A 24,729-nucleotide genomic window follows, 5' to 3' on the forward strand; every position below is an offset into this window, starting at 1 on the left:
GGGTTCTGTGGTTAAACCACGATTTCCAGCGGCGGCTGCTGACTCGCATCGAAGGTCAGGTATTCAACCAGCTCCGCCAACGGCAACGGCTTGCTGATCAGATACCCCTGCACCTGATCGCAGCCGAACCCGCGCAGCAACTCCATCTGCTCCGGGGTTTCCACCCCTTCGGCCACCACTTCCAGGTGCAGGTTGTGCGCGAGGTTGATCATCGCGTGCACTAGTTTGCGGTTCTCTTCGCGCTGCTCCATGCCGCCGACAAAGCTCTTGTCGATCTTCAGCAAGGTGATCGGCAGGCTGTTGAGGTGCACGAACGACGAGAACCCGGTGCCGAAATCATCCAGCGAGAAGCGCACGCCGAGGCGGCCGAGGGCGTCCATGGTCTGTTTGACCAAGTCGCTGCGGCGCATCACGGCGGTTTCGGTGAGTTCGAATTCCAGCCACTGCGCCTCGACACCGCGCTCGGCGATCAGACGACTGAGCGTCGGCAGCAACTGGCTGTCCTGGAACTGGCGGAACGACAGGTTGATCGCCATGTGCAGCGCCGGCAATCCGCGTTCGCGCAAGGCCTGCATGTCACGCAGAGCCCGGGAAATCACCCAGTAACCCAGCGGCACGATCAGACCGCTCTGCTCGGCCAGCGGCACGAATTCGCTCGGTGGCAGCAAGCCGCGCTCACTGTGACGCCAGCGCACCAGCGCTTCGAGGCCGACAATCTGGCCGTCCTGCATGTTCAGACGCGGCTGGTAATGCAGCTCCAGTTCATCGCGACGCAAGGCCCGGCGCAGCTCGCTTTCGAGGTCGGCCATGCTTCGCGCATTGCGGTTGATCCGCTCGTTGAAGATGTGAAAAGTGCAGCCTTGCGTGCTCTTGGCCTGTTGCATGGCGATGTGTGCGTGCCACATCAACGGATCGGCGCCGCCCTGGGCGCGGGCATGGGCGATACCGAGGCTGGAACCGATCAGCAGGCTTTCGCCATCGACCCAGTAAGGTTCGGCCAAGGCTTCGGTGATGCGTTCGGCCATCCATTCGGCCCGTTGCGGGGCGCGGCGGGTGTCGATCAGCAGGGCGAATTCGTCGCTGCCCAGGCGCGCCAGTTGATCGCCGGCCTCCAGCTGGCTTTTCAGCCGTGCGACGACTTGCAGGATCAGGCGGTCGCCGGCCTGATGGCCGAGGGCGTCGTTGGCGTGACGAAAGTTGTCGAGATCGAGGTGCCCGAGGGCCAGGCCGCGACCGTCGTTTTCGGCCAGCCGAGCCGTGAGCAGGGTCTGGAAACCCTGACGGTTGGCGATGCCGGTCAAGGGATCCTGTTCGGCCAGGCGTTGCAGGGTGTTTTCCAGCACGCCGCGTTCGCGCACATGGCGCAGGCAACGGCGAAGCATGCCGGCATCGAGGGCATCGAACACCAGCCAGTCACTGACGCCGTCGGGCGCGGTCGCCGGTTCGTGCTCCAGCAGCAGCACCGTCGGCAGATTGCACCGGCCGGGCACCGGCTGCAAAGCAGGAACGGTCAACAACACCGCATGGCGGTTGTCTTCGAACAGACTGCTGACCGACTCCCAGCTCGGCGCGCTGATCAGCACCGCCGCACTCCCCAACGGAGCCAGACACTCGCGCAATAACGCTGTCCACGCTGGCTCTTCGGCCAGTAGCAGCAAACGCAAGGGTTCGACAGGCGTAGTCAAGCTGACTCCCTAGACTCTGCAATGATGTGGGCGGCGGGCATTATGCCGTTCTGCCAACCAATGACCAAATGACAACGGTTATCAAAACGTTATTTTGTGTCACGAATGAGAACATTAGCCGCAAAATCACCGCGCATCCTGCGTGAAAGTAACAAAACCGGCAAATTTGAATCGCGTGCTGCGTCACAAGTCGGAGAGAGCAGCACAAATCGCTGAGCCTGTTAAAATGCCGGCCCATTTCGTCAACGACTCCCGAATTTTCGTATGTCCCGACTCAATCCCCGGCAGCAAGAAGCCGTGAACTACGTCGGCGGCCCTCTATTGGTGCTCGCCGGTGCTGGCTCCGGCAAGACCAGCGTGATCACGCGCAAGATTGCGCACCTGATCCAGAACTGCGGCATCCGTGCCCAGTACATCGTCGCCATGACCTTCACCAACAAGGCCGCGCGCGAGATGAAGGAACGGGTCGGCACCCTGCTGCGTGCCGGCGAAGGTCGTGGCCTGACGGTCTGCACCTTCCACAACCTGGGCCTGAACATCATCCGCAAGGAACATGAACGGCTGGGCTACAAACCCGGTTTCTCGATCTTCGACGAAACCGACGTCAAGTCGCTGATGACCGACATCATGCAGAAGGAATACGCGGGCGACGACGGCGTCGACGAGATCAAGAACATGATCGGCGCCTGGAAAAACGACCTGATCCTGCCGGCCGAAGCCCTGGAAAACGCCCGCAACCCCAAGGAACAGACCGCTGCCATCGTCTACACCCACTACCAGCGCACGCTCAAGGCGTTCAACGCAGTGGACTTCGACGACCTGATCCTGCTGCCGGTGAAGCTCTTTGAAGAGCACGCCGACATCCTCGAAAAGTGGCAGAACAAGGTGCGTTACCTGCTGGTCGACGAATACCAGGACACCAACGCCAGCCAGTACCTGCTGGTGAAAATGCTTATCGGCAAACGCAACCAGTTCACCGTGGTGGGCGACGACGACCAGTCGATCTACGCCTGGCGCGGCGCGCGGCCGGAAAACCTGATGCTGCTCAAGGACGACTATCCGTCCCTGAAAGTGGTGATGCTGGAGCAGAACTACCGCTCCACCAGCCGCATCCTGCGCTGCGCCAACGTACTGATCTCGAACAACCCCCACGAATTCGAAAAGCAGCTGTGGAGTGAGATGGGCCACGGCGACGAGATCCGCGTGATCCGCTGCCGCAACGAGGACGCCGAGGCCGAGCGCGTGGCGATGGAGATCCTCAGCCTGCACTTGCGCACCGATCGCCCGTACAGTGATTTCGCGATCCTCTATCGCGGCAACTACCAGGCCAAGCTGATCGAGCTGAAACTGCAGCACCATCAGGTGCCGTACCGCTTGAGCGGCGGCAACAGCTTCTTCGGTCGCCAGGAAGTAAAAGACCTGATGGCCTACTTCCGCCTGATCGTGAACCCGGACGACGACAACGCCTTCCTGCGCGTGATCAACGTGCCGCGCCGGGAAATCGGCTCGACGACCCTGGAAAAACTCGGCAACTACGCCACCGAACGCAAGATCTCGATGTACGCCGCCACCGACGAACTCGGTCTGGGCGAGCATCTGGACAGCCGCTTCACCGATCGCCTGTCGCGCTTCAAGCGCTTCATGGACAAGGTGCGCGAGCAGTGCGCCGGCGAAGACCCGATCTCGGCGCTGCGCAGCATGGTCATGGACATCGACTACGAGAACTGGCTGCGCACCAACAGCTCCAGCGACAAGGCTGCGGACTACCGGATGAGCAACGTCTGGTTCCTGATCGAAGCCTTGAAGAACACCCTGGAAAAAGACGAAGACGGCGAAATGACCGTCGAGGACGCCATCGGCAAACTCGTCCTGCGTGACATGCTGGAACGTCAGCAGGAAGAGGAAGACGGCGCCGAAGGCGTGCAGATGATGACCCTGCATGCGTCCAAGGGCCTGGAATTCCCTTACGTGTTCATCATGGGCATGGAAGAGGAAATCCTCCCGCACCGCTCCAGCATCGAAGCCGACACCATCGAAGAAGAGCGCCGCCTGGCCTACGTGGGCATCACCCGCGCACGCCAGACCCTGGCGTTCACCTTCGCCGCCAAGCGTAAACAGTACGGCGAGATCATCGATTGCGCGCCAAGCCGCTTCCTCGATGAGCTGCCGCCGGACGACCTGGCCTGGGAAGGCAACGACGACACACCGACCGAAGTCAAAGCCGTGCGGGGCAATAGCGCATTGGCTGATATACGCGCGATGTTAAAGCGCTAGAATTGACCACTTTTTACTAGACCTTCGGCGCACAAAGCGCCAAATGAGGACAGCTTCATGGAAGCATTGCACCAGAAAATCCGCGAACAAGGCATCGTGCTTTCCGACCAGGTCCTGAAGGTCGACGCCTTCCTGAACCACCAGATCGACCCGGCCCTGATGAAGCTGATCGGCGACGAATTCGCCTCGCTGTTCAAGGATTCCGGCATCACCAAGATCGTCACCATCGAAGCGTCGGGCATCGCCCCGGCGATCATGACCGGTCTGAACCTCGGCGTGCCGGTGATCTTCGCCCGCAAGCAACAGTCCCTGACCCTGACTGAAAACCTGCTGTCGGCGACCGTTTACTCGTTCACCAAGAAGACCGAAAGCACCGTGGCCATCTCCCCGCGCCACCTGACCAGCAGCGACCGCGTGCTGATCATCGACGACTTCCTGGCCAACGGTAAGGCGTCCCAGGCGCTGATCTCGATCATCAAGCAGGCCGGCGCAACGGTCGCGGGTCTGGGCATCGTGATCGAGAAGTCGTTCCAGGGCGGCCGTGCGGAGCTGGATTCGCAGGGTTACCGCGTCGAGTCGCTGGCTCGCGTGAAATCGCTGAAGGATGGCGTGGTGACTTTCATCGAGTAACCCGCAACACCGCAGGACTTCTGTGGGAGCCAGTTTGCTGGCTCCCACAGTTATTTTGGGGTGGACAGTTATTGCGCGGTGGCCTTCAGGCCAGTGAGCAACAACCGCTGAAACAGATCTTCCTTCAGGCCTTCCGGGTCGGTGAGCTGCATGCGCGCCAGATGCTCCGGATACAGCGAAGCCTCCGGCGCGTCCAGCGCTGCCTTGCCCAGTTCCAGAATCTCGGTCAGCTTGAACTTGCTCTTCAGCCAGTTCAGCGCCCGCAGCAAATCCTTCTCGACCTCATTGAAATCGCACCCCAGCGGATACTCCGGAAACAGGTTCGGATGCCGCGCGGCAATCGCCTGCAAGCGTTGCGGGGTGTTGTCGGTAAAGCGTGGATCGAGGCGGAAATCCTTCGGCAGTTTGCCGACCTTCTGTGCCTGCTCGATCAGACCCTGCTGAAAACGCGAGTCACTGATATTGAGCAGCGCTTCGATCACCACCGCATCCGACTTGCCGCGCAGATCGGCGATGCCGTACTCGGTGACCACGATATCCCGAAGGTGCCGTGGAATCGTGCAGTGGCCATATTCCCAGACAATGTTCGAACTGACGTCACCACCGGACTCGCGCCAGCTGCGCAGCAGCAGAACCGAACGCGCATCGTGCAGCGCATGGCCCTGGGCAACGAAATTGTATTGACCGCCGACGCCGCTGAGCACCCGGCCATCCTGTAGCTGATCGGACACCCCGGCACCGAGCAAAGTCATGGTGAACGCGGTGTTGATGAATCGTGCATCAAGGCGCTGCAAGCGTTTGAGTTCTTCCTGACCGTACAGCTCGTTGATGTAGCTGATGCGGGTCATGTTGAATTCAAGACGTTTGCTGTGGGGCAGCTCACGCAAGCGCTCATAGAAACTGCGCGGCCCGAGGAAGAAGCCGCCGTGCACTGAAATGCCGTCGGTTTGCGCCGCCTCGTCGAGGGTGCCTGCGTTGGCCTGCTCCTGGGTCTGCACGTCCGGGTAGACCTTGCGCCGGATGATCCCGGCGTCCGCCAGCACCAGCAGGCCGTTGACGAACATTTCGCTGCAACCGTACAGGCCTTTGGCGAACGGCTCGATGCCGCCCTCGCGTTCGATCAACTGCGCCCACTGGCTGAGATTCACATCGGCCAGCAACTCCCGATAGCCGACATTGTCGGCCTGACGCGCCAGCAGTGCGGCGGTCAGCGCATCGCCCATCGAGCCGATGCCGATCTGCAAGGTGCCGCCGTCGCGTACCAATGTACTGGCATGCAAACCGATGAAGTGGTCCTGAAAGCCGACGGGCATGTTCGGCGTCGAAAACAGCGTGCTGCTGTCCTTCTCGTCGATCAGCAGGTCGAAGGTGTCGATATCGACTTCGGCGTCGCCCGGCATGTACGGCAACTCGGTGTGCACCTGGCCGACCAGCAGAACGGTCTCCCCCGCCGCCCGGCGTTTGGCGATCATCGGGAACAGGTCGAGGGTGATGTCCGGGTTGCAGCTCAGGCTCAGGCGATCAGGATGTTCGCTGCTGCTGGCGAGCAACTGCGCCACCAGGTTCAGGCCGGCGGCGTTGATGTCGCGGGCGGCGTGGCTGTAGTTGCTGCTGACGTAATCCTGCTGGGCCGGCGCGCTGTTGAGCAGGCTGCCGGGCTGCATGAAGAATTGCTCGATGCGGATGTTGGACGGCAGGCTGTCGCGGTGTAGCTCGGCGAGGAAATCCAGCTCCGGATAGTCGCCGAAGACCCGTTCGACGAAGGGCTCGATGAAGCGCTTCTGCAAACCATCGCCCAACGCCGGGCGGCCGAGACACAAGGCGGTGTAGATCGTCAGCTGCCGTTCGGGTAATCCGGCAATACGCCGGTACAGCGCATTGACGAAGAGATTGGGTTTGCCCAACCCCAGCGGCAGGCCCATGTGGATGTGCGCCGGCAACCGTGCCAGTACGTCGTCCACTGCCTGTTCGATCGAACACAGCTGCACCATCTGAAGCCTCCTGCCCGTTCCGTGAATAGGGGTACGACCGAGATTGCCGGTTGTTTGCTGCAATGAACAGCCTCGGGCCTGAATCTCAGGCACAAAAAAACCGTCCGAAGACGGTTTTTTTCGTCAGAAGCGCGGCTTATTTCAGGCCGGACATCTTCTGGATAGCGCCCTTCAGCTCGTCATCCGAGCAGTCGGCGCAGGTGCCTTTCGGAGGCATCGAGTTCAGGCCGGTGATGGCTTTGGCCAGCAGGCCGTCGAGGCCGCCCTGGTGATCCGCCCGGTCTTTCCAGGCTGCCGCGTCACCGATTTTCGGTGCGCCCAGCAGGCCGGTGCCGTGGCAAGCGTTGCAATGTTTGGCAATCACTTCGTCCGGCGTCTTGGCGCCGCCACCGCCGCCTGCCGAAGCAGCGACTTCCATCCCCTTGCACTCTTGCCCTTGAACACACACCTGGCCGACAGGCTCGAGGCGTTTGGCAATGTCGTCATTCGTCGCAGCTTGAGCGCTGACAGCCCAGAGGGCCAGTACGGTTGCTGGTGCAGCCAGCATTTTCATAATTAGGTTCACGCGTTCACCCTCAATGGTGGCTATTCACGCCTGCGGCCACGGTTCGCAGGCGGGCGCAAGTATAGCGGTTAGCCCGCCACACTGAAACAACCCCAAAGTTAAAGGGGTCTTGTTGCGCATCGGTCAAACAGTTCGGACACCTTTGCCGCACTGGCCTGGCGTCTCTCGATTTAAAAATTCGCCGGCGTGGCTGCGCTGATTAGTCGCGCAGGCAAGTCGAACGGATTACGGAAACGATGCGGCTTGGTACTTTCAAAGTAGTAGCTGTCGCCGGCTTCGAGGATAAAAGTTTCAAGGCCCACCACCAGCTCCAGACGCCCTTCCACCAGAATCCCGGTTTCCTCGCCTTCGTGGGTGAGCATTTCTTCGCCGGTGTCGGCGCCCGGCGGGTAGATTTCATTGAGGAACGCGATGGCACGACTCGGGTGCGCGCGGCCGACCAGTTTCATGGTCACGGCGCCGTCGGAAATGTCGATCAGCTCGTTGGCCTTGTAGACGATCTGGGTCGGTTTTTCCTGGAGGATTTCTTCGGAAAAGAACTCGACCATGGACATGGGAATCCCGCCCAGCACCTTCCTCAGCGAACTGATCGAAGGGCTGACGCTGTTCTTTTCGATCATCGAAATGGTGCTGTTGGTGACGCCCGCGCGCTTGGCGAGTTCACGCTGGGAAAGCCCTTTGAGCTTGCGGATCGATTGCAGTCGTTCACCGACGTCCAAGGCTTGGGCCTCCTGAGTGTTGTAGAAATATTGAGCGTTATCATGGCGACAGCGTTCAGTATTTACAACACTTGGGCCCAGCCTGGGCTTCAACCCTCGGAATAGAGCCTTGGCACCCGACGCAGGTTGCAGAAGATCTGGTATGGAATGGTGTCCGCCCACTTCGCCACGTCGCTGGCGAGGATGTTCTTGCCCCACAGCTCGACGGTCGAACCGAGGCCGGCTTCCGGCACGTCGGTCAGGTCGATGCAGAGCATGTCCATCGACACCCGGCCAAGAATGCGGCTGCGCTGGCCGGCCACCAGTACCGGCGTGCCGGTCGGCGCCTGACGCGGATAACCGTCGGCGTAACCCATGGCAACCACGCCGATACGCATCGGTTTGTCGGTGATGAATTTCGCGCCATAGCCTACCGGTTCGCCGGCCGGCAGCTCGCGCACGTTGATGACTTTCGATTCCAGCGTCATCACCGGTTGCAGACGATCGGCCACAGCGTTGGCTTCTTCGAACGGGGTGGCGCCGTAAAGCATGATGCCCGGACGCACCCAATCGCTGTGAATCTGTGGCCAGCCCAGCACCGCCGGCGAGTTGCGCAGGCTGACTTCGGCCGCCAGGCCCTGACGTGCGGCTTCAAATACCGCGACCTGATCGGCGCTGCTCTGCTCGTGCAGTTCATCGGCGCGGGCGAAGTGGCTCATCAGCACGACTTTCGCCACGTTGCCGCTGGCCAGCAGACGCTGGTAAGCCGCCGGGTAATCCTTTGGATGCAGACCCACGCGGTGCATGCCCGAATCGAGCTTCAGCCATACGGTGATCGGTTTGCTCAACACCGCCTGCTCGATCGCTTCGAGCTGCCACAGCGAATGCACCACGCACCAGAAGTCGTGCTCGACGATCAGCGCCAGCTCATCGGCCTCGAAAAAACCTTCAAGCAACAGCACCGGCGCGCGAATCCCGGCGGCACGCAGCTCCAGGGCTTCTTCGATGCACGCCACCGCGAAGCCGTCCGCTTCAGCCTCCAGCGCCTGGGCGCAACGCACTGCGCCGTGGCCGTAGGCATCGGCCTTGATCACCGCGAGTGCCTTGGCACCGGTGACTTCACGGGCGATACGGTAGTTGTGACGCAGGGCTTGAAGGTCGATCAGGGCACGGGCAGGACGCATGGCAGCAGACTTCTTGGCGGTCATGGGAATAAAAACCGGCGCTGGCTGGCGGCGTGAACCGCCAACAGCACCGGGAGAGGGATCTTTAAAACAGGTTACGGCAACGCGGCGACGATGGAGATCTCGACCAGGATGCTCGGCTTGGCCATCTTCGCTTCGACGGTGGCACGGGCTGGCGCGGCGCCTTTGGGCAGCCACTGATCCCACACCGAATTCATCCCGGCAAAGTGCGCCTCGATGTCGTTCAGGTAGATCGTCGCCGACAGCAGATGCTGCTTGTCAGTCCCGGCCAGATCCAGCAGACGCTCGATATTGGCGAGCACGTCGCGGGTCTGCTGTTCCACCCCGGCGTTGAAGTCGTCGCCGACCTGCCCGGACAGATACACCGTACCGTTGTGGCTGACGATCTGACTCATGCGCTCATTGGTGAGCTGGCGCTGGATTGCCATGCTTTGCGGACTCCTGGGTCTTGTTGCCATAACGGGAAATATCGAGGCCTTCGGCGCTGATCTGCGGCTTTTTCTTCGCCATCAGGTCAGCCAGCAAACGACCGGAGCCGCACGCCATGGTCCAGCCGAGCGTGCCGTGACCGGTGTTCAGGAACAGGTTCTTGAACGGGGTGGCGCCGACGATCGGGGTGCCATCCGGCGTGGTTGGACGCAGGCCGGTCCAGAAACTCGCTTCGGCCAGGTTGCCGCCCTGAGGATAAAGGTCGTTGACGATCATCTCCAGGGTTTCGCGCCGACGCGGGTTCAGCGACAGGTCAAAACCGGCGATCTCCGCCATGCCGCCGACGCGGATGCGGTTGTCGAAACGGGTGATTGCGACCTTGTAGGTCTCGTCGAGAATGGTCGAGGTCGGGGCCATCGCCGGGTTGGTGATCGGCACGGTCAGCGAGTAACCCTTCAACGGATAAACCGGGGCCTTGATGCCCAGCGGCTTGAGCAGTTGCGGCGAGTAGCTGCCGAGGGCCAGCACGTAACGGTCGGCGGTTTCCAGCTTACCGTCGATCCACACGCCGTTGATGCGGTCACCCGCGAAGTCGAGGCGCTGGATGTCCTGACCAAAACGGAATTCCACACCCAGGTTCACAGCCATTTCGGCAAGGCGGGTGGTGAAGATCTGGCAGTCGCCGGTCTGGTCGTTCGGCAGGCGCAAGGCACCGGCAAGGATGTCGGTAACGCTGGCCAGCGCCGGCTCGACGCGGGCAATGCCGGCACGGTCGAGGACTTCGAACGGTACGCCGGACTCTTTCAGGACGGCGATGTCCTTGGCGGCGCCATCAAGCTGCGCCTGAGTGCGGAACAGCTGAGTGGTGCCCAGGCTGCGGCCTTCGTAGGCGATGCCGGTCTCGGCGCGCAATTCGTCGAGGCAGTCGCGGCTGTACTCGGACAGACGCACCATGCGCTCCTTGTTCACCGCGTAACGGTTGGCGGTGCAGTTGCGCAGCATCTGCGCCATCCACAGGTATTGGTCGATGTCGGCGGTGGCCTTGATCGCCAGCGGCGCGTGGCGTTGCAGCAGCCACTTGATGGCCTTGAGGGGAACACCCGGCGCGGCCCACGGCGAGGCATAGCCCGGCGAGACCTGGCCTGCGTTGGCGAAACTGGTCTCCATGGCCGCGGCTGGCTGCCGGTCGACCACCACCACTTCAAACCCGGCACGGGCCAGATAGTAAGCACTGGCGGTACCGATGACGCCGCTACCCAAGACCATAACGCGCATTTTTGTATCCCTCATCGCGGCGTGCCGCGTACGTCTGTTGTTAGAGCAATGATGCGCGCAGTGTAAAAAAGATTCGCCAGTGCTTTTCACTGTATAAGCGCCTATATTTGGCGACAATTCTCGGCAAAAACCCTTTTCACGGAGGCGCATCCCCTATGCGTACCAACACTCAGACCAAACGTGAGCTGGACAAGATCGACCGCAACATCTTGCGGATCCTGCAGGCGGACGGGCGGATTTCATTCACTGAACTGGGCGAGAAGGTCGGGCTTTCCACCACGCCGTGCACGGAGCGGGTGCGGCGCCTGGAGCGCGAGGGGATCATCATGGGCTACAACGCCCGCCTGAATCCGCAGCACTTGAAGGGTAGCCTCCTGGTGTTCGTCGAGATCAGCCTCGACTATAAATCCGGCGATACTTTCGAAGAGTTCCGACGCGCGGTGCTGAAATTGCCCCACGTGCTGGAGTGCCACCTGGTGTCAGGGGATTTCGACTATCTGGTGAAGGCGCGGATTTCCGAGATGGCCTCGTACCGCAAGCTGCTGGGCGACATCCTGCTCAAGCTGCCGCACGTGCGCGAATCCAAGAGCTACATCGTGATGGAAGAAGTGAAAGAGAGCCTGAGCCTGCCGATTCCGGATTGAGTGCTCAGACCAATACCTGCCGGTTCTCGGCCATGTACTCGAACACCTGCTTCTCGACCCGTGGGTGAATCAGCTCCACCGGCCGCCGGCCGTTGGGGCACGGCAAAGTCTGAGTGGTGCCGAACAACCGGCAGATCAGTGGCCGCTCGTCATACACCGTGCAGCCGTTCGGCCCCAGGTGCACACAATTGAGCTCTTCCATGGCCGCGTCCTGCTCGGCGCGGGTCTTGCGCGGCAGGCGGGACATTTCCTCGGGCGAGGTGGTCACCGGCCCACAGCAGTCATGACAGCCCGGCACGCACTCGAACGTGGGAATCTGCTGACGCAGGGTGCGGATTTTCTGACTGTTGCAGCTCATTGCAGCGGTAACCGGAGCGAAATAGGCGGCAATTGTGCCGCAAAAGCCGTGATCCAGACACCATGAACCGACCAATGTTGCCCGGCCTCGGGCCTGCGGCTTATGCTCCGTCAAATTTTCTCGACACCCGTTCAGGATGACGCCCATGAATGCCCGCGCCCACGCCTCCGCGAGCCAACCCCACGTTGCCTCTTATTACGCCGCCAGCAGCCTGCCGCAGCCCGACCATCCGGTGCTGCAAGGCGAACTGATTGCCGACGTGTGCGTGGTCGGTGGCGGTTTCTCCGGGCTGAACACCGCGCTGGAGCTGGCCGAGCGCGGCTTGAACGTCGTGCTGCTGGAAGCGCACCGGGTTGGCTGGGGCGCCAGCGGGCGCAACGGCGGGCAGCTGATTCGCGGGGTCGGTCACGGTCTCGACCAGTTCGCCAACGTGATCGGCACCGACGGCGTGCGTCAGATGAAGCTCATGGGCCTGGAAGCGGTAGAAATCGTCCGACAGCGCGTCGAAAAATTTCAGATCCCCTGCGACCTGACCTGGGGTTATTGCGACCTCGCCAACAAACCTTCCGACCTGGAAGGATTCGCCGAAGACGCCGAAGAACTGCGAGGCCTTGGTTACCGCTACGAAACCCGCCTGCTGCAAGCGAACGAAATGCACACCGTGGTCGGTTCCAAGCGCTATGTCGGCGGCTTGATCGACATGGGTTCCGGTCACCTGCACCCGCTGAACCTGGCATTGGGTGAAGCCGCGGCGGCGCAGCAATTGGGCGTCAAACTCTTCGAACAATCGGCGGTCACCCGCATCGATTACGGTACTGAAGTCCGGGTGCACACGGCGCAAGGATCGGTGCGGGCGAAGACCCTGGTGCTCGGCTGCAACGCGTATCTCAACAATCTGAATCCGCAACTCAGCGGCAAGGTGTTGCCCGCCGGTAGCTACATCATCGCCACCGAACCACTGAGCGAAGAACAGGCCCACGCCCTGCTGCCGCAGAACATGGCGGTCTGCGACCAGCGGGTGGCACTGGATTACTACCGGCTCTCGGCGGATCGTCGCCTGTTGTTCGGCGGCGCTTGCCATTACTCGGGGCGCGATCCGAAGGACATCGCCGCGTATATGCAGCCGAAGATGCTGGAAGTGTTCCCGCAGCTCGCATCAGTGAAGATCGATTATCAGTGGGGCGGGATGATCGGTATCGGCGCCAACCGTCTGCCGCAGATTGGCCGGCTCGCCGATCAGCCGAACGTGTATTACGCCCAGGCCTATTCCGGCCATGGCGTGAACGCCACGCACCTGGCGGGCAAGTTGCTGGCCGAGGCCATCAACGGCCAGCACAGCGGCGGCTTCGACCTGTTCGCCAAAGTGCCCCACATCACCTTCCCCGGCGGCAAGCATCTGCGCTCGCCGTTGCTGGCGTTGGGGATGTTGTGGCATCGACTCAAAGAGCTGGTCTGAGCTCGTTCCCACGCTCTGCGTGGGAACGATCCTTCTAGATCCGCCAGAACGGCTTCAACCCCTCCTCCAGCGCCTGTTCCCGGGTCAGCCCGACATCCTTGAGCTGCTCCGGCGTCAGGCCCAGCAACGCTTTGCGCGTGTGCAGACGATGCCAGAACAGACCCCAGCGACTCAGGCCGGACGGTGCGTTGCGCATGATCTCGTTGCGCGCATTGTCCTGTTGCCCTGCCTCCAGTTCCTGACTGTGTAACGTCAGCCGCACATCGCTCAAACCGTTCATTTTCATTGCTCCTGTTTACTTGGGTAGCCAGAGATTCCATGATGCGCGGGTCAACAAAAGCATTACAGATTCAACACATCTGTATTATTTCCATACAGATTTGCTGTCTCCGGGACTGAATTGTCGATTTACGCCGCATCTGTACTGGTTTTTCGAATCACCTGCATCGAGGCAGTGCCATGACCCTGTATGTGAACCTCGCCGAGCTGCTCGGCACCCGCATCGAACAAGGCTTCTACCGTCCTGGTGATCGCCTGCCGTCGGTGCGCGCCTTGAGCGTAGAACATGGGGTCAGCCTGAGCACGGTGCAGCAGGCCTATCGGATGCTGGAAGACAGCGGCCTGGCCACGCCAAAACCCAAATCCGGGTACTTCGTGCCGGCCGGACGGGAGCTTCCGGAATTGCCGGCGGTCGGGCGCCCGGCCCAACGGCCGGTAGAGATTTCCCAGTGGGATCAGGTGCTTGAGCTGATTCGCGCCGTACCGCGCAAGGACGTAGTGCAACTCGGTCGCGGCATGCCGGACATCTCGTCGCCGACGATGAAACCGCTGCTGCGCGGGCTGGCCCGTATCAGCCGCCGCCAGGACATGCCCGGTCTGTATTACGACAACATCCACGGCACCCTCGAACTGCGCGAACAGATCGCCCGGCTGATGCTCGACTCCGGCTGCCAGTTGAGCGCCAGTGATCTGGTGGTCACCACCGGTTGCCACGAAGCGCTGTCCACCAGCATCCACGCGATCTGCGAGCCCGGCGACATCGTCGCAGTGGATTCGCCGAGCTTTCACGGCGCCATGCAGACCCTCAAGGGGCTGGGCATGAAAGCCCTGGAAATCCCCACCGACCCGCTCACCGGCATCAGCCTCGAAGCCCTGGAACTGGCGCTGGAACAATGGCCGATCAAGGTCATCCAGCTCACGCCCAACTGCAACAACCCGCTCGGCTACATCATGCCGGAGTCGCGCAAGCGCGCCCTGCTCAACCTGGCCCAGCGCTTCGACGTGGCGATTATCGAGGACGATGTGTATGGCGAACTCGCCTACACCTACCCGCGTCCGCGCACGATCAAATCCTTCGACGAAGACGGTCGCGTATTGCTGTGCAGTTCGTTTTCCAAGACCCTCGCGCCGGGGCTGCGTATCGGCTGGGTCGCGCCCGGTCGCTATCTCGAACGCGTACTGCACATGAAATACATCAGCACCGGCTCCACCGCGACACAACCGCAGATCGCCATCGCCGAATTTATCAAGGCCGGGCACTTCGAACCGCATTTGCGGCGGATGCGCACGCAATACCAGCGCAATCGCGACGTGATGATCGATTGGGTGACCCGCTATTTCCCGGCCGGCACCCGCGCCAGCCGCCCGCAAGGCAGCTTCATGCTCTGGGTGGAACTGCCGGAAGGTTTCGATACGCTGAAACTGAATCGCGCGCTGCACGATCAGGGCGTACAGATTGCCGTCGGCAGTATCTTTTCCGCCTCGGGCAAGTACCGCAATTGCCTGCGCATGAACTACGCTGCCAAACCGACAGCGCTGGTCGAAGAAGCAGTGCGCAAGGTTGGCGCGGCAGCGATCAAATTGCTGGCGGAAGCCGACTGACCTTTTTCGAGAGACCCGCGTCCATATGCCGACCCTTGCCGCCAATCGGAACGATCCTACGTGAGCTTCAGACAGCCCCTACTCGCTCTGCTGTTACTCGCCTCGTTCCTTGGCGGTTGCGCGACCCTCGACGTACCGCGCGAGCCGAGCCAGGCATTGCCGGCGTCCGCCTCCAGTTTCGGTCGCTCGATCCAGGCTCAGGCAGCGCCGTACAAAGGCCAGTCCGGTTTTCGCCTGCTGTCCAACAGCACCGAAGCCTTCACCGCTCGCGCCGAGTTGATCCGCAACGCCCAGAGCAGCCTCGACCTGCAGTACTACATCGTCCACGACGGCATCAGTACGCGAATGCTGGTGGAAGAAGTGCTCAAGGCTGCCGACCGTGGTGTGCGGGTGCGCATTCTGCTGGACGACACCACCAGCGACGGCCTCGACCTGATCATCGCCACGCTGGCGGCGCATCCGAACATCCAGATCCGTCTGTTCAACCCCCTGAACCTGGGGCGCAGCACCGGCGTGACCCGTGCGGCCGGGCGGCTGTTCAACTTGTCACTGCAGCATCGGCGGATGCACAACAAACTGTGGCTGGCGGACAACAGCGCCGCCATCGTCGGCGGACGCAATCTGGGCGATGAATACTTCGATGCCGAGCCCAACCTGAACTTCACCGACATCGATATGCTCAGCGTCGGGCCGGTCGCCGAGCAGCTCGGGCACAGTTTCGACCAGTACTGGAACAGCGCCCTGAGCAAACCGATCGACGAGTTCCTCTCCAGCAAACCCTCGGCCAAGGACCTGCAGAACACCCGCACGCGCCTGGAAGAATCCCTCGAAGAAACCCGCAAACAGAACCACGCGCTGTACCAACAGTTGATGACCTTCACCACCCACCCGCGCATGGACATCTGGCGCCGAGAGCTGATCTGGGCCTGGAACCAGGCGTTGTGGGACGCGCCGAGCAAGGTGCTGGCTGACGGCAAGCCTGATCCACAACTGCTGCTGACCACGCAACTCGCGCCAGAGCTGCGGGGCGTCAGCAAGGAATTGATGATGATTTCCGCCTACTTCGTGCCGGGCCAACCGGGGCTGGTCTACCTGACCGGCCGCGCCGATGCGGGCGTGTCGGTGAGCCTGCTGACCAACTCGCTGGAAGCCACCGACGTGCCGGCGGTGCACGGCGGTTATGCACCCTATCGCAAGGCGTTACTGGAACACGGCGTGAAGCTGTTCGAACTGCGGCGCCAGCCTGGGGATAACTTCGGCAGCGGCCCGCACCTGTTTTACAGCAAGTCGTTTCGCGGCTCGGATTCCAGCCTGCACAGCAAGGCGATGATCTTCGACGGGAAAAAAGCGTTCATCGGCTCGTTCAATTTCGACCCGCGCTCGGTGCTGTGGAACACCGAAGTCGGGGTGCTGGTGGACAGTCCCGAACTGGCTGCCCACGTTCGGGATCTGGCCTTGCAGGGCATGGCGCCGGCGCTGAGTTACGAGGCAAAACTTCAGGACGGGAAAGTCGTCTGGGTCACCGAGGACAACGGCCAGATGCACACGTTGACCAAGGAGCCCGGCAGCTGGTGGCGGCGCTTCAATGCGTGGTTCAGCACCACGGTGGGCCTGGAGCGGATGCTGTAGGCATCCGCCCCGGCCGAGTCGTCAGGCAGGTTCCGGCACCTTGCCGAACGCCCCTTGTCGCGACAGCAGAATCACCAGCCCGAACGCGCCGGCTGCCATGAACCACGGCAACGCGTGCCCGCTGATCCATTGACTGCCCGCTCCCGCTGCCAACGGCCCGATCAGACAACCAACGCCCCACAGCTGCGCGACATGCGCATTGGCCCGCACCAGCGCGTCATCGCGGTAGCGCTCGCCGATCAGGATCAGCGACAAGGTAAACAAGCCGCCGGCACTGGCGCCGAACAGCACCCACAGCGGCCAGATCAGCAAGGTGTCGATCAGCATCGGGATCGCCAGACTCGACAACATCAGCACCACCGCGCAACCGGTGAACAAGGTCCGCCGCGACAGGTAGTCGGCCAGCGCACCGATGGGCAATTGCAGCAGCGCATCGCCGACCACCACGGTGCTGACCATCGCCAGCGCGATTTCCGCCGTGAAGCCCTGTTGCAGGCAGTACACCGGCAACAGCGTCAGAATCATCGCCTCGAATGCAGCGAACAGCGACACCGCCCAGGCGATTGCCGGCAGCTCGCGGCTGAAGCCCCACAGATCGCCGAAGGTCACGCTGCTCGCCTCGCTGCTCGGCGCCCCGCTGCGGCCCAGCAGCAGAAGCGGCGCAGCGATCAATAGGCCGACACCCGCCCAGAAGCCGTAATCATGCTCGGTGCCGAGCGCACCCAGCAGTAACGGGCCAGACAGTTGGCTCAATGCATAACTGCTGCCATACAGCGCCACCAATCGCCCGCGCCACTGCTCGACCACCAGTTGATTGATCCAGCTCTCGCCGAGGATGAACACGATCGTCAGGATTACCCCGATCATCAGCCGCAGTACCAGCCAGATCGGATAACTCGGCAACAATGCCAGCAGGCCGATGGACAATGCCCCGCCCCACAGGCACAGGCGCATCAGGTTCGCCGTACCGAAGCGCGCCGCCAGATGACTGGACACCTTCGCCCCCAGCAACACGCCAATGGCCGGCATCGCCGCCATCACACCAATGGCGAACGAGCCATAGCCCCAGCCCTCCAGGCGCAACGACACCAGCGGCATGCTGACACCCAGGGCCAAGCCAACACTCAAGACAGACGCCAACACGGCGAAATACGTCGCCCAACGCATGGTCCACGCTCCTGTGGATAATTTTTATATGCACCACAAAACACTGTGGGAGCGAGCTTGCTCGCGATAACGGTTTCACCTTCAGCCGATTTGCTGACGGATACACCGCTTTCGCGAGCAAGCTCGCTCCCACAGGGATCTTTGTATCGTTCGGGAGCCCGCCTCGACAGGCTCCTTCAACGGTTTACAGCTTGATCCAGGTCGCCTTCAGCTCGGTGTATTTGTCGAACGCATGCAGCGACTTGTCACGGCCGTTGCCCGACTGTTTGAAGCCGCCGAACGGTGCGGTCATGTCGCCGCCATCGTACTGGTTGACCCACACGCTGCCGGCACGCAGTGCCTTGGCGGTCAGGTGCGCCTTGGAGATGTCCTGAGTCCACACCGCTGCCGCCAGGCCGTAAGGCGTGTCGTTGGCGATGTTGATCGCTTCCTCGGCCGTGTCGAAGGCGATGACCGACAGCACCGGGCCGAAGATCTCTTCCTGAGCGATCTTCATCGCATTGCTCACGCCGTCGAAAATCGTTGGCTCGACGTAAGTGCCACCGGTTTCCTGAAGGATGCGCTTGCCGCCGGCCACCAGTTTGGCACCGTCGGTGTGGCCGGACTCGATGTAGGACAGCACGGTGTTCATTTGTTGGGTATCGACCAGTGCGCCAACGTTGGTGGCCGGGTCCAGCGGGTTGCCTGGCTTCCAGGCTTTAAGCGCCTCGATCACCATCGGCAGGAATTTGTCCTTGATCGAACGCTCGACCAGCAGGCGGGAACCGGCGGTGCAGACTTCGCCCTGGTTGAAAGCGATGGCGCTGGCGGCGGATTCGGCGGCAGCCTGCAGATCCGGCGCATCGGCAAACACGATGTTCGGGCTCTTGCCGCCAGCCTCCAGCCAGACGCGCTTCATGTTCGATTCACCGGAATAGATCATCAGTTGCTTGGCGATCTTGGTCGAGCCGGTGAACACCAGGGTGTCGACGTCATTGTGCAGAGCCAAGGCTTTGCCGACGGTGTGGCCATAACCCGGCAACACGTTCAGCACGCCTTTCGGAATGCCGGCTTCAACCGCCAGTTCGGCGATGCGGATGGCGGTCAGCGGGGATTTTTCCGACGGCTTGAGGATCACCGAGTTACCCGTCGACAGGGCCGGGCCGAGTTTCCAGCAGGCCATCATCAGCGGGAAGTTCCACGGCACAATGGCGCCAACCACACCCACTGGTTCGCGGGTTACCAGACCCAGTTGGTCGTGCGGGGTGGCGGCGACTTCGTCGTAGATCTTGTCGATCGCCTCACCGCTCCAGCTCAGCGCTTGCGCGGCACCCGGCACGTCGATGTACAGCGAATCGCTGATCGGCTTGCCCATGTCGAGGGTTTCGAGCAGGGCCAGCTCTTCGGCGTGCTGTTTCAGCAGGCCGGCGAAACGGATCATGGTGGCTTTGCGTTTGGTCGGCGCCAGGCGCGACCAGACACCGGAATTGAAGGTGGCGCGGGCATTTTCCACGGCGCGCTGGGCATCGGCGGCGTCACAGCTGGCAATCTTGCCCAGCAGACGGCCATCGACCGGGCTGATGCACTCGAAGGTCTCGCCGGAGACGGCATCGGTGTACTCGCCATTAAGGTAGGCGCGGCCTTCGATCTTCAGGTCGCGGGCGCGTTGTTCCCAGTCGGCACGAGTCAGGGTGGTCATTCGAGTGTCCTCCTCTTGTTGAATACGAGCGCCGCGCGATCTTCGCCGGCGTCCTCAGGAATTCTGCCCGGCCAGCCTGTTTTCGGCCCAAGGCACCCGCCACCCTAAACCAGCGGCCGGGGTTGTTTCAATATATTTGACATAAGGCGGTTATACAGCCTTGCGGCGTTCAATTTAATCAACATAGACTTTGGCCCTTTCAAGCCACCGCGCCGTCATTACGGGAGAAAACAACAATGAACATCCAGAACGTCGTCGACATCAGCCTGACCATGGACCAGGCCGAACGCTACCGCCCTGACCCGGCCAAAGTGCTCAAGGGCGATCCTGAGCAAGCGGTGTTCAACCAGTACGACAGCCCTTGCGGGCAAATGGGCGTCGGCGTGTGGGAAGGTGCGGTGGGTCAGTGGACGGTGAATTACACCGAACATGAATACTGCGAAATCCTGCAAGGCGTTTCGGTGCTGCGTGACGGCGAAGGCAATGCCAAGACCCTGCGTGTCGGCGACCGCTTCGTGATTCCGGCGGGCTTCCGTGGCACCTGGGAAGTGCTGGAAGCCTGCCGCAAGGTCTATGTGATCTTCGAACAGAAGGCCTGAGGCATTTCGCCAGGCAACAAAAAAGGCCCGTATCGTGAGATACGGGCCTTTTTCGTAAGTCGGGAAAAATCAATTACTTGATTTTGCCTTCCTTGTAGATCACGTGCTTGCGAACAACCGGATCATATTTCTTGATCTCGATTTTGTCCGGGGTAGTACGCTTGTTCTTGTCGGTAGTGTAGAAGTGACCAGTACCGGCGCTCGAGATCAAACGAATCAATTCACGCATGATTAGCTCCCTTAAACCTTGCCGTCGCGACGCAGCTCGGCCAGCACAACGCTGATGCCACGCTTGTCGATGATACGCATGCCTTTGGCGGAAACGCGCAGGCGTACGAAACGTTTCTCTTCTTCAACCCAGAAGCGGTGATGCTGCAGGTTCGGCAGGAAACGACGACGGGTTTTGTTGTTTGCGTGGGAAATGTTGTTCCCAGTCACCGGACCCTTACCGGTAACTTGACATACTCTAGACATGCCTCAGCCCTCTAAAACCACATGCCCAACCCGGCATGGGTTGGCCGCTTAATCTCTAGTCATTGTGGCGCCAGGCGCCGCGATTCTTTAGAGGTCTTACCGGCTACACCTACAAGCGAAGGAACCGGGCCCCTAGAAAAGAGCGCTGCTTTATACCAGAAAGACCACGGAGCAACAACTTTCCGTGTGCAAAGAATGGCTAAAAAGCCGCTTTTCCTGCCCGCAAGCGGCTTGGGCAAAGGCTGGCGGCAATTTTTACCATTCGTCGAAGAAAACCGATCATACCTGCATTCGAGACTTTTCCTGCCGCTACTTCCGACAAATCCTCAGCCGCGCAGCCCCGAAAATGCAAAAAGGGGATAGTCATTTGCAATCGCGACCACTAGGGTAGGCCTTTTCCAGACTGCACTTGCAGATGGGCCTTCGATCTGTAAAGGAAGCCGACCATGCGCCTCGCTGCCCTCCCCCTGCTGCTCGCCCCGCTATTGCTGAGCCCCCTGGCCCATGCCGCCGCCCTGAGCGTGTGCACCGAGGCCAGCCCCGAAGGGTTCGACGTGGTGCAATACAACTCGCTGACCACCACCAACGCCTCGGCTGACGTGCTGATGAATCGCCTGGTGGACTTCGACACCGCCAGCGGCAAGGTGGTCCCGAGCCTGGCCGATAGCTGGGAAGTCAGCACCGATGGCCTGAGCTATGTGTTCAGGCTGCACCCGCAGGTGAAGTTTCACACGACTGATTACTTCAAACCGACCCGCGAGCTGACCGCCGAAGACGTCAAATTCAGCTTCGACCGCATGCTCGACCCGGCCAACCCGTGGCACAAGGTCGCCCAGAGCGGCTTCCCGCACGCCCAGTCGATGCAGCTGCCGAGCCTGATCAAGAAGATCGACGCACTGGATCCACTGACCGTGCGCTTCACTCTTGATCATCCGGATTCGACGTTCCTCGCGACCCTGAGCATGGGCTTTGCCTCGATCTATTCCGCAGAATACGCCGACAAGCTGCTCAAGGCCGGCGCAACTGACAAGCTCAACAGCCAACCGATCGGCACCGGCCCGTTCGTCTTCACCCGGTTCCAGAAAGACGCGTCGATCCGCTACAAGGCCAACCCGGATTACTTCGGGGGCAAGCCTGCGGTTGACCCTTTGATCTTCGCCATCACCCCGGACGCCAACGTTCGCCTGCAAAAGCTGCGGCGTAACGAGTGCCAGATCGCCCTGTCGCCGAAGCCATTGGATGTACAGGCCGCGAAAGAAGAACCGACGCTGAAAGTCGAAAAGACTGACGCGTTCATGACCGCATTCGTCGGCATCAACAGCCAGCATCCGCCACTGGACAAGCCGGAAGTGCGTCAGGCGATCAACCTCGCCTTCGACAAGGCCAACTACCTCAAGGCTGTATTCGAAGACACCGCCGAAGCCGCCAACGGCCCGTATCCGCCGAACACCTGGAGCTACGCCAAGAACCTGCCGGGCTATGCCCACGACGTGGACAAGGCCAAGGCATTGCTGGCCAAGGCCGGATTGAAGGACGGCTTCCAGACCACCATCTGGACACGTCCGTCCGGCAGCCTGCTCAACCCGAACCCGAGCCTCGGCGCACAACTGCTGCAGTCGGATCTGGCGGAAATCGGCATTCAGGCGGAAATCCGCGTGATCGAATGGGGCGAACTGATCCGTCGCGCCAAGGCCGGCGAGCATGACCTGCTGTTCATGGGCTGGGCCGGCGACAACGGCGACCCGGACAACTTCCTCACCCCGCAGTTTTCCTGTGCGGCAGTGAAGTCCGGCACCAACTTCGCCCGCTACTGCAACGCCGACCTGGACAAACTGATCAGCGCCGGCAAGACCACCAGCGAACAAGGTGTGCGCACCAAGCTCTACGAGCAGGCGCAGGCACAGATCCAGCAACAGGCATTGTGGCTGCCGCTGGCGCATCCGACGGCGTATGCGCTGACGCGTAAAGACGTGCAGGGTTACTCGGTGAGCCCGTTCGGGCGTCAGGATTACTCCAAGGTCACCCTCAAGTAATCCGCCCCGGCTTGCAGCGACTGCAGTCGCTGCAAGCTACATCCAGCCACACTCCGCCATCGACAACGGCTCACCATCTCCGACGATGAAGTGATCGAGCACCCGCACATCGATCAACTCCAAAGCCTTTTGCAAGCGCTTGGTCAATAATCGATCAGCCTGACTGGGATCAGAGTTACCCGACGGATGGTTATGGCACAGGATCACCGCTGCCGCGTTGTTGGCCAGGGAACGCTTCACGACTTCTCGGGGATGCACGGCGGTGTTGTCAATCGAGCCACGAAACAGCGTCTCGAAGGTCAGCACCTGATGTTTGGAATCCAGAAACAGGCAACCAAACACCTCGTGCGGTTCGTGGCGCAGCATGGCTTTGAGGTAATCACGGACCACTTGTGGGTTTTCCAGCGCCGTTTTTTGCCGTGAACGTTCGGCCAGATGCCTTTTGCTCATTTCTTGAGCAGCTTGCAGTTGGGCAAACTTTGCAGGGCCGAGACCCAATTGCTTGCTGAATGCTTCCTGATCGGCCTCAAGCAATAATCTCAAGCTGCCAAACTGATTCAACAAGTGCCGCGCCAGATCGACTGCACTTTTCCCCGGCACACCGGTTCGCAGGAAAATCGCCAGCAGTTCAGCATCCGAAAGGCTCGCAGAGCCCTGTTCCAACAACCTTTCCCGCGGCCTTTCCGCCGCCGGCCAATCGCGAATACTCATACACCTTCCTTGTCTGTGGGCGCCGCTGTTCCGTAGCGGTCGCTGTGATATCGTAGCCCATCTTTTTTGCGGGCGAATTCACCCTGGGGAGGGGGTTTCGCCACGTATGTCACCAACGAAATGAAAGGCAGACCTATGCAGCGGCTGTATCGGAAACGCATCGTTCTGGGCGTCGGCGGCGGTATTGCTGCCTACAAGAGCGCCGACCTTGTGCGCCGCCTGATCGATCAGGGCGCCGAAGTGCGCGTGGTCATGACCCGTGGCGGCAGCGAATTCATCACCCCACTGACCATGCAGGCCCTGTCCGGCCACCCGGTCCACCTGGATTTGCTCGACCCGGCCGCCGAAGCGGCGATGGGCCACATCGAACTGGCCAAATGGGCCGATCTGGTGCTGATCGCCCCGGCCACCGCCGACCTGCTCGCCCGCCTGGCCCAAGGCATCGCCAACGATTTGCTAACGACATTGGTGCTGGCCACCGACGCCATCGTCGCTGTCGCGCCGGCCATGAACCAGGCCATGTGGCGCGATCCGGCAACCCAGGCCAACCTGCAACTCCTTGAAAGCCGTGGCCTGAAGACCTTCGGCCCGGCCTCGGGCAGCCAGGCCTGCGGCGACGTCGGCATGGGCCGCATGATGGAAGCCACCGATCTGGCCCAGCTCGCGGCGGACTGCTTCCAGCGTCAGGCACTGACCGGCAAGCACGTGGTGATTACCGCTGGCCCGACCCAAGAAAACATCGATCCGGTGCGCTACATCACCAACCACAGCTCCGGCAAAATGGGCTTCGCCCTGGCTGAAGCGGCAGTGGAAGCCGGCGCCCGCGTGACCCTGATCAGCGGCCCGGTGCACCTGCCGACGCCGGATCGCGTCACCCGGATCGACGTGGTCAGCGCCCGGGACATGCTCGCCGCGTGTGAAGCGGCGATCCCTTGCGACATCTTTATCGCCTCGGCGGCGGTGGCGGACTACCGTCCGGAAGTCGTCGCCCCGCAAAAATTGAAGAAAGACCCTACGAGCGGCGACGGCTTCGTCCTGCAAATGGTGCGTAACCCGGACATCCTGGCCACCATCGCGACCCGTCCCGACCGTCCGTTCAGTGTCGGCTTCGCCGCCGAGACCGAACACCTGCTCGACTACGCTGCACGCAAGCTGAAGGACAAGAATCTCGATCTGATCGTCGCCAACGACGTCGCCAACCCGAGCATCGGTTTCAACAGCGAAGAAAACGCCTGCAGCGTCATCGACCGTGCGCTGCACGCCACGGTTTTCGCCCAGACCAGCAAGAGCAAGATCGCTCGCCAACTGGTCACTTTTATCGCCGAACGTCTGAACCAGGTTTAATTT

The 24,729-nt window shown here is 61.3% G+C and carries 23 protein-coding genes; 9 read left to right on the plus strand and 14 right to left on the minus strand.

All coding sequences use genetic code 11. The annotated features are described in order from the left end of the window. Positions 1–11: 11 nt before the first annotated feature. Positions 12–1,685: a putative bifunctional diguanylate cyclase/phosphodiesterase gene (locus AC07VV_RS10155; protein WP_192559286.1), complete on the minus strand. Its 1,674-nt coding sequence runs from the start codon at positions 1,683–1,685 to the stop codon at positions 12–14. 264 nt (positions 1,686–1,949) lie between these two features. Between AC07VV_RS10155 and rep the strand changes: the two genes are divergently transcribed. Continuing rightward, positions 1,950–3,959, plus strand: coding sequence for a DNA helicase Rep (gene rep / locus AC07VV_RS10160; RefSeq protein WP_085731399.1), 2,010 nt, complete (start codon positions 1,950–1,952; stop codon positions 3,957–3,959). A gap of 57 nt (positions 3,960–4,016) precedes the next feature. After that, positions 4,017–4,589: a xanthine phosphoribosyltransferase gene (locus AC07VV_RS10165; RefSeq protein WP_007920398.1), complete on the plus strand. Its 573-nt coding sequence runs from the start codon at positions 4,017–4,019 to the stop codon at positions 4,587–4,589. Between the two features lie 68 nt (positions 4,590–4,657). Here AC07VV_RS10165 and AC07VV_RS10170 read toward each other — a convergent pair whose 3' ends face one another. From AC07VV_RS10170 to dadA, 6 genes are all read right to left on the minus strand, one after another. Next, positions 4,658–6,580 (minus strand): acetyl-CoA hydrolase/transferase C-terminal domain-containing protein, encoded by a 1,923-nt coding sequence (locus AC07VV_RS10170; protein ID WP_495036144.1) that lies wholly within the window; start codon positions 6,578–6,580, stop codon positions 4,658–4,660. Between the two features lie 136 nt (positions 6,581–6,716). Then, positions 6,717–7,133: a c-type cytochrome gene (locus tag AC07VV_RS10175; RefSeq protein ID WP_025112727.1), complete on the minus strand. Its 417-nt coding sequence runs from the start codon at positions 7,131–7,133 to the stop codon at positions 6,717–6,719. A gap of 182 nt (positions 7,134–7,315) precedes the next feature. After that, entirely contained in the window at positions 7,316–7,864 is a 549-nt protein-coding gene (locus AC07VV_RS10180) for a cupin domain-containing protein (RefSeq protein WP_166221791.1), read from the minus strand. Between the two features lie 89 nt (positions 7,865–7,953). Next, the gene (alr, locus tag AC07VV_RS10185; RefSeq protein WP_495036327.1) at positions 7,954–9,027 is read right to left on the minus strand and encodes an alanine racemase; all 1,074 of its coding nucleotides are present in this window, start codon (positions 9,025–9,027) and stop codon (positions 7,954–7,956) included. Between the two features lie 95 nt (positions 9,028–9,122). Next, positions 9,123–9,476 carry a RidA family protein gene (locus tag AC07VV_RS10190; RefSeq protein WP_039765240.1) on the minus strand — a complete coding sequence of 118 codons (354 nt, stop codon included), beginning with the start codon at positions 9,474–9,476 and terminating at the stop codon, positions 9,123–9,125. Next, positions 9,448–10,752: a D-amino acid dehydrogenase gene (dadA, locus tag AC07VV_RS10195; protein ID WP_085731396.1), complete on the minus strand. Its 1,305-nt coding sequence runs from the start codon at positions 10,750–10,752 to the stop codon at positions 9,448–9,450. Before dadA ends, AC07VV_RS10190 begins: the two co-directional genes overlap by 29 nt. 155 nt (positions 10,753–10,907) lie before the next feature. Here dadA and AC07VV_RS10200 point away from each other — a divergent pair, with 155 nt between their 5' ends. Then, entirely contained in the window at positions 10,908–11,396 is a 489-nt protein-coding gene (locus AC07VV_RS10200) for an Lrp/AsnC ligand binding domain-containing protein (RefSeq protein WP_003177284.1), read from the plus strand. 4 nt (positions 11,397–11,400) lie between these two features. Here the strand turns inward: AC07VV_RS10200 and AC07VV_RS10205 are convergent, their stop codons facing one another. Next, complete coding sequence (locus tag AC07VV_RS10205) at positions 11,401–11,754, minus strand: YkgJ family cysteine cluster protein (protein ID WP_007954485.1); 354 nt, start codon at positions 11,752–11,754, stop codon at positions 11,401–11,403. Positions 11,755–11,899: 145 nt separating this feature from the next. Between AC07VV_RS10205 and AC07VV_RS10210 the strand changes: the two genes are divergently transcribed. Then, entirely contained in the window at positions 11,900–13,210 is a 1,311-nt protein-coding gene (locus AC07VV_RS10210) for an NAD(P)/FAD-dependent oxidoreductase (RefSeq protein WP_495036145.1), read from the plus strand. 34 nt (positions 13,211–13,244) lie between these two features. Here AC07VV_RS10210 and AC07VV_RS10215 read toward each other — a convergent pair whose 3' ends face one another. Continuing rightward, the gene (locus AC07VV_RS10215) at positions 13,245–13,490 is read right to left on the minus strand and encodes a DUF1127 domain-containing protein (RefSeq protein WP_192559289.1); all 246 of its coding nucleotides are present in this window, start codon (positions 13,488–13,490) and stop codon (positions 13,245–13,247) included. 179 nt (positions 13,491–13,669) lie between these two features. On the opposite strand from AC07VV_RS10215, the gene AC07VV_RS10220 reads away from it, so the two are divergent. Next, complete coding sequence (locus AC07VV_RS10220; protein ID WP_102620713.1) at positions 13,670–15,091, plus strand: aminotransferase-like domain-containing protein; 1,422 nt, start codon at positions 13,670–13,672, stop codon at positions 15,089–15,091. A 60-nt stretch (positions 15,092–15,151) separates the two neighbouring features. Beyond that, positions 15,152–16,720: a phospholipase D family protein gene (locus AC07VV_RS10225; protein ID WP_495036146.1), complete on the plus strand. Its 1,569-nt coding sequence runs from the start codon at positions 15,152–15,154 to the stop codon at positions 16,718–16,720. A gap of 21 nt (positions 16,721–16,741) precedes the next feature. On the opposite strand, the gene AC07VV_RS10230 is transcribed toward AC07VV_RS10225, so the two are convergent. Continuing rightward, a complete protein-coding gene (locus tag AC07VV_RS10230) occupies positions 16,742–17,887 on the minus strand; it encodes an MFS transporter (protein ID WP_096817292.1) in 1,146 nt (381 codons plus the stop codon). Positions 17,888–18,071: 184 nt separating this feature from the next. After that, entirely contained in the window at positions 18,072–19,565 is a 1,494-nt protein-coding gene (locus tag AC07VV_RS10235; RefSeq protein WP_085708877.1) for an aldehyde dehydrogenase, read from the minus strand. 236 nt (positions 19,566–19,801) lie between these two features. Between AC07VV_RS10235 and AC07VV_RS10240 the strand changes: the two genes are divergently transcribed. Next, positions 19,802–20,164 (plus strand): cupin domain-containing protein, encoded by a 363-nt coding sequence (locus tag AC07VV_RS10240; protein ID WP_085708876.1) that lies wholly within the window; start codon positions 19,802–19,804, stop codon positions 20,162–20,164. A 73-nt stretch (positions 20,165–20,237) separates the two neighbouring features. On the opposite strand, the gene rpmG is transcribed toward AC07VV_RS10240, so the two are convergent. Together rpmG and rpmB are read right to left on the minus strand one after the other, a co-directional pair. Then, positions 20,238–20,393 (minus strand): 50S ribosomal protein L33, encoded by a 156-nt coding sequence (rpmG, locus tag AC07VV_RS10245; RefSeq protein ID WP_003177274.1) that lies wholly within the window; start codon positions 20,391–20,393, stop codon positions 20,238–20,240. 11 nt (positions 20,394–20,404) lie between these two features. Further along, the gene (gene rpmB, locus AC07VV_RS10250) at positions 20,405–20,638 is read right to left on the minus strand and encodes a 50S ribosomal protein L28 (RefSeq protein WP_003177273.1); all 234 of its coding nucleotides are present in this window, start codon (positions 20,636–20,638) and stop codon (positions 20,405–20,407) included. A 446-nt stretch (positions 20,639–21,084) separates the two neighbouring features. Here rpmB and AC07VV_RS10255 point away from each other — a divergent pair, with 446 nt between their 5' ends. After that, positions 21,085–22,671 carry an ABC transporter substrate-binding protein gene (locus tag AC07VV_RS10255; RefSeq protein ID WP_495036147.1) on the plus strand — a complete coding sequence of 529 codons (1,587 nt, stop codon included), beginning with the start codon at positions 21,085–21,087 and terminating at the stop codon, positions 22,669–22,671. A gap of 36 nt (positions 22,672–22,707) precedes the next feature. Here AC07VV_RS10255 and radC read toward each other — a convergent pair whose 3' ends face one another. After that, positions 22,708–23,382, minus strand: a complete 675-nt coding sequence (radC, locus tag AC07VV_RS10260; protein WP_495036148.1) for a RadC family protein — start codon at positions 23,380–23,382, stop codon at positions 22,708–22,710. A gap of 135 nt (positions 23,383–23,517) precedes the next feature. Here radC and coaBC point away from each other — a divergent pair, with 135 nt between their 5' ends. Next, the gene (gene coaBC, locus AC07VV_RS10265) at positions 23,518–24,726 is read left to right on the plus strand and encodes a bifunctional phosphopantothenoylcysteine decarboxylase/phosphopantothenate--cysteine ligase CoaBC (RefSeq protein ID WP_085606127.1); all 1,209 of its coding nucleotides are present in this window, start codon (positions 23,518–23,520) and stop codon (positions 24,724–24,726) included. Positions 24,727–24,729 lie beyond the last annotated feature (3 nt).

Source organism: Pseudomonas sp. GW821-FHT02C04 (assembly GCF_059421845.1).